The following is a 7,365-nucleotide window of genomic DNA, read 5'->3' on the forward strand; positions in this document are numbered from 1 at the left end:
CCCTGCTTCACTTGACGACGTTGCCGATCTTCGGGGCGCGCTCGTTCTTGTAGCCGGCGGGACCGAAGTTGGCGTCCACCGCCTTCTGCCACGAACCGTCCTCGACCATCTTGGTCAGCGCGTCGTTGATCTTCTTCTTGAGGTCGGCGTCGCCCTTCTTCAGGCCGATGCCGTAGTTCTCGTTGGTCATCTTGAAGCCGGCCAGCTTGAACTTGCCCTTGTTGACTTCCTGCGAGGCGTAACCGGCCAGGATGCTGTCGTCCGTGGTCAGCGCGTCGACGGCCTTGTTCTCCAGGCCGGTCAGGCACTCCGAGTAGCCGCCGTACTCCTGGAGCTGGGCCTTCGGGGCCAGGTCCTTCTTGACGTTCTGCGCCGACGTCGAGCCGGTGACCGAGCAGAGCTTCTTGTTGTTCAGGTCCGCGGGCGCCTTGATCGAGTCGTCGTCGGCGCGGACCAGGATGTCCTGGTGGGCGAGGAGGTACGGACCGGCGAAGTCGACCTTCTTCAGGCGCTCGTCGTTGATCGAGTAGGAGGCGACGATGAACTTGACGTCACCGCGGGAGATCGCCGTCTCGCGGTCGGCGCTCTTCGTCTCCTTGAACTCGATGTCGTCGGCGGAGTAGCCGAGCTCCTTGGCGACGTACCGCGCGACATCGACGTCGAAGCCGGTGTACTTGCCGTCCGGCGTCTTCAGGCCGATACCCGGCTGGTCGATCTTGATGCCGATGGTGATCTTCTTGCCGTCGCCGGAGCCGGCCGAGTCGTCCGTGTCGTCGGAGCCGCAGGCGGTGGCGGTGAGGGCGAGAGCGAGCACGGCGGCCGAGGCGGCGGTGACCTTACGAAGCTGCATGGTGAAATTCCCCTGGGGTTGACGCGATGTGAGTGATCAGCAGATACGGAAGCCCGGTGCTGAAGGCTCCATCAGTGGTGAAGGATCTTCGAAAGGAAGTCCTTGGCCCGGTCGCTGCGCGGGTTGCTGAAGAACTGGTCGGGCGTGGCCTCTTCGACGATCTTTCCGTCCGCCATGAAGACGACCCGGTTGGCCGCGGAGCGGGCGAAGCCCATCTCGTGGGTGACGACGACCATCGTCATGCCCTCGCGGGCGAGCTGCTGCATGACCTCCAGCACCTCGTTGATCATCTCCGGGTCGAGCGCCGAGGTCGGCTCGTCGAAGAGCATGACCTTCGGGTCCATCGCCAGGGCCCGCGCGATCGCCACGCGCTGCTGCTGGCCGCCGGACAGCTGGGAGGGGTACTTGTCGGCCTGGGTGCCGACGCCCACCCGGTCGAGCAGGGAACGCGCCTTGTCCTCGGCCGCCTTCTTGTCCGCCTTGCGGACCTTCAGCTGGCCGAGCGTCACGTTCTCCAGGACCGTCTTGTGGGCGAAGAGGTTGAACGACTGGAAGACCATGCCGACGTCGGCACGCAGCCGGGCCAGCTCCTTGCCCTCCTCGGGCAGCGACTTCCCGTCGATCGAGATCGAACCCGAATCGATCGTCTCCAGGCGGTTGATCGTGCGGCACAGCGTGGACTTCCCGGACCCGGACGGCCCGATGACGACCACGACCTCGCCGCGGGCGATCGTCAGGTCGATGTCCTGGAGCACATGCAGTGCGCCGAAGTGCTTGTTGACGTTGCTCAGCACGACCAGATCGCCGGCGGGCGCGGGTGCAGCGTCCTCGGCGCCCTTGGTCACTGAAACTCCGCTCATCGGCTTCTAGCTCCGTCCTCCTCGGTTGGGAAGGACCCTAGTGACGCAGTGCTACCAGCGTCATTACATCTGAGCGGAAATTGAGCATAACGATCCGGCGGCAACCGGACACTCCGCGTGAAGGGGACGTCACGCCTGCCGTGCCGGGCGTACCGGGTGCATAACGGAAACCCGGATACATCGGACAGGCCCTTGACTGTCCACCCCTCATCGGAGTGGATTCCCTGGTACACCCCTTTGTGGAACACCCCGGAACGGGGAAGTGACCGGGGGCGTACACGACCGTACGCACACACCCGGCACACAGCGACGCCAGAGGGGGGCCCATGAGACTGCTGCTCGTCGAGGACGACAACCACGTCGCCGCCGCCCTGTCCGCGATCCTGACCCGGCACGGCTTCCAGGTGGTCCACGCCCGCAGCGGCGACGAGGCCCTCCAGGCCCTGCTGCCCACCGACACCGAGCCCTTCGGCGTCGTGCTCCTCGACCTGGGGCTGCCCGACCAGGACGGCTACGAGGTCTGCGGCAAGATCCGCAAGCGCAGCTCCGTGCCGGTGATCATGGTGACGGCCCGCGCCGACGTACGCTCCCGCATCCACGGACTCAACCTGGGCGCGGACGACTACGTGACCAAGCCGTACGACACGGGCGAACTGCTCGCCCGCATCCACGCGGTCAGCCGGCGCAAGACGAGCAACGAGGACACCGTGTCCACCCCGGTCGCCGCCCTCCGCCTGGGCCACGTCAGCATCGAACTGCCCACCCGCCGGGTCAGCGTGGACGGGGCCGAGGTCCAGCTCACCCGCAAGGAGTTCGACCTGCTCGCCCTGCTCGCCCAGCGGCCCGGCGTGGTCTTCCGCCGCGAACAGATCATCAGCGAGGTGTGGCGCACCAGCTGGGAGGGAACAGGACGCACGCTGGAGGTGCACGTGGCCTCGCTGCGCTCCAAGCTCCGGCTGCCCGCACTCATCGAGACGGTGCGCGGGGTCGGCTACCGCCTCGTCTCCCCGCCCGCGTAGAGGCGTTCGTCCCCGGTGCGTACCCGGCTGCTCCCGCTGCTCATCGTCCTGATGGCGAGTGTGCTGCTCGCGCTCGGCTTCCCGCTCGCCGTCAGCGTGGCGGCGGCCGAGCAACAGCGCGTCGTGATCGACCGCATCGACGACACGGCCCGCTTCGCCGCCCTCGCCCAGTTCATCACCGAACGCACCAGCGGCTACGACGAACGGCGCCGTACCCTCCAGACCGAGCTGGAAACGTACGACTCGGTGTACGGCATCCGCGCCGGCGTCTTCTACCGCGACGACTCCGCCATGGCCAAGGCCCCCGCGTCCTGGCGGCTGCCCGTCGAGGGCGAGGGCCGCGCCGCGTTCAACGAGGCACTGCTCGGCCGCCGCAGCCACGACCCGCCGCAGGTCTGGCCCTGGCAGGACGGCCGCGTGGTCGTCGCCTCGCCCGTCGTACGCGACGGAGACGTCATCGCCGTCGTCGTCATCGACTCGCCGACCGGCCAGATGCGCGCCGACACACTGCGCGGCTGGCTGCTCATCGCGGCCGGCGAGGCGATCGCCATGCTCGTCGCCGTCGGCGCCGCCATCCGCCTCACCGGCTGGGTCCTGCTCCCCGTCAAGACGCTGGACGCCGCCGCCCACGACATCGCCAGCGGCCGGATGCGCTCCCGCGTCGTGGCGTCCGGCGGCCCCCCGGAACTCCGGCGGCTGGCCCGCTCGTTCAACGAGATGGCCGACAACGTCGAGGACGTCCTGGAGCAGCAGCGCGCCTTCGTCGCCGACGCCTCCCACCAACTGCGCAACCCGCTGGCCGCGCTGCTCCTGCGCATCGACCTGCTCGCCCTCGAACTTCCCGAGGACAACGAGGAGATCGCCTCCGTACGCACCGAGGGCCGCCGCCTCGGACAGGTCCTCGACGACCTGCTCGACCTGGCGCTCGCCGAGCACGCCGAGAGCGACCTGCGGCTCACCGACATCGGCGCGCTCACCGCCGAACGCGCCGCGTCCTGGCGCCCGGTCGCCGAGGAGAAGGGCGTACGGCTGCGCGCCGGGGGGCTGCCCGCCGTCACCGCCTGGGCGGACCCGATCGCCCTCTCCAGCGCCCTCGACGCCATCATCGACAACGCCCTCAAGTTCACCCCGGCCGGCGAGGAGGTGAGCGTCACCGTCGCCTCCGGCAGCCGGTACGTCACGGTCGTCGTCGCGGACGGCGGACCCGGCCTCACCGACCAGGAACTCGAACGGGTCGGCGACCGCTTCTGGCGCAGCCCCCAGCACCAGAACATCCAGGGCTCCGGCCTCGGCCTCTCCATCTCCCGGACGCTCCTCGCGGCGGGCGGCGCCTCACTCTCGTACGCCCGCAAGGAACCGTACGGACTGAGCGTGACGGTCTCCGTGCCGCGCCACGACCCGAAGGGCTGAGGCGGGCGGAGGTCACGGCTTGACGGAGCGGTAGTACCGCTTGGCGCCCTCGTGCAGCGGCAGCGGATCGGTGTAGATCGCCGTCCGCAGGTCCACCAGTTGCGCCGCGTGCACCTCGCGCCCGATGCGGTCGCGGCTGTCGATCACGGTCCGGGTGAACGCCTCCGTCATCGCCGCGTCCGTGCGGTCCGTGGTGACCAGCACGTTGGCGACCGCCACCGTGGGCACGGCCTGGCCCTGCTGCGCCTTGCGGTACGCGTCGGCCGGCATCACGGCCGAGCGGTAGTAGCTCGTCGGACCGCCCGCCGCCTGGAGCCGCTTGATCAGGTCGTCCTCCAGCGGCACGAGCCGCACCGGGAACCGTTCGGACAATTCGGCCACGGCCGTCGTCGGCAGCCCGCCGGACCAGAAGAACGCGTCGAGCCGCCCCTTCTCCAGCAGCTGGGGCATGGTGTCGATGCCCACCGACAGCGGCGTCACGTCGGCCACGGGATCGAGCCCGGCCGCCGTCATCAGCCGGTCGGCGACCAGCTTCACCCCCGACCCCGGCTGCCCCACCGCGACCCTGCGGCCCCGCAGATCCGCCACGCTCCGGATGTCCGAATCCCGCCGCACCACCAGCTGTATGTAGTCGTCGTACAGCCGAACACAGCCGCGCAGCCGCTCATGGCCGGGCTTGCGGGCCCGCAGATACGTGGCGACGGCGTCGGTGGTGGCGATCGTGAAATCCGCCTCACCGGCCGCGACCCGGGCGAGGTTCTGCTGCGAGCCCTCGCTGGTCTGGAGCTTTATCGACACCCGGGGAAGATCCCTGGCCAGGGCCCCCTTCAACCGCTCCCCGTACCGCTGGTAGACGCCGCTGCGCACGCCCGTACTGAACGACAGACTGCCGGTGGGCGCCGGATCGCCGAGCGGGAGCAGCCACCACAGGAGCGTCCCGAGCACGACGGCGGCGGCGACGCCCGCCCGCAGGGAACGGCGCCGGCCGGTTGGGGACAGGGCCGTGAGCATGGCGGCGATCCTGCCAGGTGCTCACCGGCCGTGGCCAGGGCCGCCCCGGAACGCCCGCCGGATCGCCCGCCCGAGACGGACGGGTGCCGGGCAGCGCCTACCCTTGTCGCATGAGCAGCGGCAACCGGAGCGAAGCAGTGGACGTCAGAAGAAGCTATGAGGTGCGCACCTACGGGTGCCAGATGAACGTCCACGACTCCGAGCGCTTGTCGGGGCTCCTGGAGGACGCCGGATACGTCCGGGCGCCCGAGGGCTCCGACGGCGACGCCGACGTCGTCGTCTTCAACACCTGCGCCGTCCGCGAGAACGCCGACAACAAGCTGTACGGCAACCTGGGCCGGCTCGCCCCGATGAAGACCAAGCGTCCCGGCATGCAGATCGCGGTCGGCGGCTGCCTTGCCCAGAAGGACCGCGACACCATCGTCGAGCGCGCCCCCTGGGTCGACGTCGTCTTCGGCACGCACAACATCGGCAAGCTGCCCGTGCTGCTGGAGCGCGCCCGCGTCCAGGAGGAGGCGCAGGTCGAGATCGCCGAGTCCCTGGAAGCGTTCCCCTCCACGCTGCCCACCCGCCGCGAGTCCGCGTACGCCGCGTGGGTCTCCATCTCCGTGGGCTGCAACAACACCTGCACCTTCTGCATCGTCCCGGCCCTGCGCGGGAAGGAGAAGGACCGCCGCACCGGCGACATCCTCGCCGAGATCGAGGCCCTGGTCGCCGAGGGCGTCTCCGAGATCACCCTGCTCGGCCAGAACGTCAACGCCTACGGCTCCGACATCGGGGACCGGGAGGCGTTCTCCAAGCTGCTGCGCGCCTGCGGGAAGATCGAGGGCCTGGAGCGCGTCCGCTTCACCTCGCCGCACCCCCGCGACTTCACCGACGACGTCATCGCCGCCATGGCCGAGACGCCGAACGTGATGCCGCAGCTGCACATGCCGATGCAGTCCGGTTCCGACAAGGTCCTCAAGGCGATGCGCCGTTCGTACCGGCAGGAACGCTTCCTCGGCATCATCGAGAAGGTCCGCGCCGCGATGCCCGACGCCGCCATCTCCACCGACATCATCGTGGGCTTCCCCGGCGAGACCGAGGAGGACTTCGAGCAGACCATGCACGCGGTCCGCGAGGCCCGCTTCGCGAACGCCTTCACCTTCCAGTACTCCAAGCGGCCCGGCACCCCCGCCGCCGAGATGGAGGGGCAGATCCCCAAGGAGGTCGTGCAGGAGCGCTACATGCGCCTGTCCGCCCTCCAGGAGGAGATCTCCTGGGAGGAGAACAAGAAGCAGGTCGGCCGCACCCTGGAGGTCATGGTCGCCGAAGGCGAGGGCCGCAAGGACGGCGCCACCCACCGGCTGTCCGGCCGCGCCCCCGACAACCGCCTGGTCCACTTCACCAAGCCCGGCCAGGACGTGCGCCCCGGCGACGTGGTCACCGTCGAGATCACCTACGCCGCCCCGCACCACCTGCTCGCCGAGGGCGCCCCGGTCGCGGTCCGCAGGACCCGCTCGGGCGACGCCTGGGAGAAGCGCAACGCGGCCGAGGCCGCCAAGCCGGCCGGTGTCATGCTGGGCCTGCCCGGCATCGGCACCCCGGCACCACTGCCCGCGGCGGCCGCGCCGGGCTGCGGCTGCGACTGAGCCGCCGGTCACCGGAAAGGTGCCGGACGCGGCCGGGGCGGGCCGCTGCGCCGCGCAGTACGCTGCCGACCATGCTTGTCGCCGCCGCAGTCTGCCCCTGCCCGCCGCTGCTCGTCCCCGAGGTGGCCGCCGGTGCCGCGCCCGAACTGGACGCCGCCAGAACCGCGTGCACCGACGCCCTGGGCGTCCTCGCGGCCGCCCGGCCCGATCTCCTCGTGGTGATCGGCCCGGCCGCGCGGGACGGGCGCGGCACCCACCCCGAGGGGGCCGCGGGCGACTTCCGCGCGTTCGGCGTCGATCTGGAGGTTCGGCTCGGCCAGGACCGGGGAACACCGCCGGACCGCCCGCTGCCGCCCTCTCTCGCCGTGGGCGCCTGGCTGCTGGCCCGTACGGGCTGGGCGGCCGCGCCCGTCGAGGGCCTCGGCGTGTTCGAACCCCTGGAGACCGCCCGCTGCACGGAGACCGGGCGGGAGCTGGCCCTTCGCGCGGACCGGGTCGCCCTGCTGGTGATGGGCGACGGCAGCGCCTGCCGCACCGTGAAGGCACCGGGCTACCTGGACGAGCGCGCCGCCGCCTTCGACGCG

The 7,365-nt window shown here is 70.5% G+C and carries 7 protein-coding genes; 4 read left to right on the forward strand and 3 right to left on the reverse strand.

Features of this window, described 5'->3' with window-relative positions; translation table 11 throughout:
• Positions 1 to 7: 7 nt before the first annotated feature.
• Together MHW47_RS12205 and MHW47_RS12210 are read right to left on the reverse strand one after the other, a co-directional pair.
• The gene (locus tag MHW47_RS12205; RefSeq protein ID WP_239222830.1) at positions 8 to 850 is read right to left on the reverse strand and encodes a glutamate ABC transporter substrate-binding protein; all 843 of its coding nucleotides are present in this window, start codon (positions 848 to 850) and stop codon (positions 8 to 10) included.
• Positions 851 to 921: 71 nt separating this feature from the next.
• On the reverse strand, positions 922 to 1,710 hold the full coding sequence (locus MHW47_RS12210) for an amino acid ABC transporter ATP-binding protein (RefSeq protein WP_239222831.1): 789 nt from the start codon (positions 1,708 to 1,710) through the stop codon (positions 922 to 924).
• Between the two features lie 326 nt (positions 1,711 to 2,036).
• On the opposite strand from MHW47_RS12210, the gene MHW47_RS12215 reads away from it, so the two are divergent.
• Both MHW47_RS12215 and MHW47_RS12220 read left to right on the forward strand, forming a co-directional pair.
• Positions 2,037 to 2,729, forward strand: a complete 693-nt coding sequence (locus tag MHW47_RS12215) for a response regulator transcription factor (RefSeq protein ID WP_239222832.1) — start codon at positions 2,037 to 2,039, stop codon at positions 2,727 to 2,729.
• A 15-nt stretch (positions 2,730 to 2,744) separates the two neighbouring features.
• Positions 2,745 to 4,139: a HAMP domain-containing sensor histidine kinase gene (locus MHW47_RS12220; RefSeq protein ID WP_239222833.1), complete on the forward strand. Its 1,395-nt coding sequence runs from the start codon at positions 2,745 to 2,747 to the stop codon at positions 4,137 to 4,139.
• A gap of 12 nt (positions 4,140 to 4,151) precedes the next feature.
• On the opposite strand, the gene MHW47_RS12225 is transcribed toward MHW47_RS12220, so the two are convergent.
• A complete protein-coding gene (locus tag MHW47_RS12225; RefSeq protein ID WP_239222834.1) occupies positions 4,152 to 5,150 on the reverse strand; it encodes a TAXI family TRAP transporter solute-binding subunit in 999 nt (332 codons plus the stop codon).
• A gap of 110 nt (positions 5,151 to 5,260) precedes the next feature.
• Between MHW47_RS12225 and miaB the strand changes: the two genes are divergently transcribed.
• Positions 5,261 to 6,781 (forward strand): tRNA (N6-isopentenyl adenosine(37)-C2)-methylthiotransferase MiaB, encoded by a 1,521-nt coding sequence (miaB, locus tag MHW47_RS12230; protein ID WP_239222836.1) that lies wholly within the window; start codon positions 5,261 to 5,263, stop codon positions 6,779 to 6,781.
• A 71-nt stretch (positions 6,782 to 6,852) separates the two neighbouring features.
• A partial coding sequence (locus MHW47_RS12235; protein WP_239222838.1) for a hypothetical protein occupies positions 6,853 to 7,365 on the forward strand: 513 nt, incomplete at its 3' end.

This window comes from Streptomyces sp. OfavH-34-F, from assembly GCF_022347745.1.
Classification (GTDB): Bacteria; Actinomycetota; Actinomycetes; order Streptomycetales; family Streptomycetaceae; genus Streptomyces.

Bases quoted from the DNA above. Each gene is read 5' to 3' on its own strand.
- MHW47_RS12205 (WP_239222830.1), bottom strand. From the start codon at position 850: ATGCAGCTTCGTAAGGTCACCGCCGCCTCGGCCGCCGTGCTCGCTCTC.
- MHW47_RS12210 (WP_239222831.1), bottom strand. From the start codon at position 1,710: ATGAGCGGAGTTTCAGTGACCAAGGGCGCCGAGGACGCTGCACCCGCG.
- MHW47_RS12215 (WP_239222832.1), top strand. From the start codon at position 2,037: ATGAGACTGCTGCTCGTCGAGGACGACAACCACGTCGCCGCCGCCCTG.
- MHW47_RS12225 (WP_239222834.1), bottom strand. From the start codon at position 5,150: ATGCTCACGGCCCTGTCCCCAACCGGCCGGCGCCGTTCCCTGCGGGCG.
- miaB (WP_239222836.1), top strand. From the start codon at position 5,261: ATGAGCAGCGGCAACCGGAGCGAAGCAGTGGACGTCAGAAGAAGCTAT.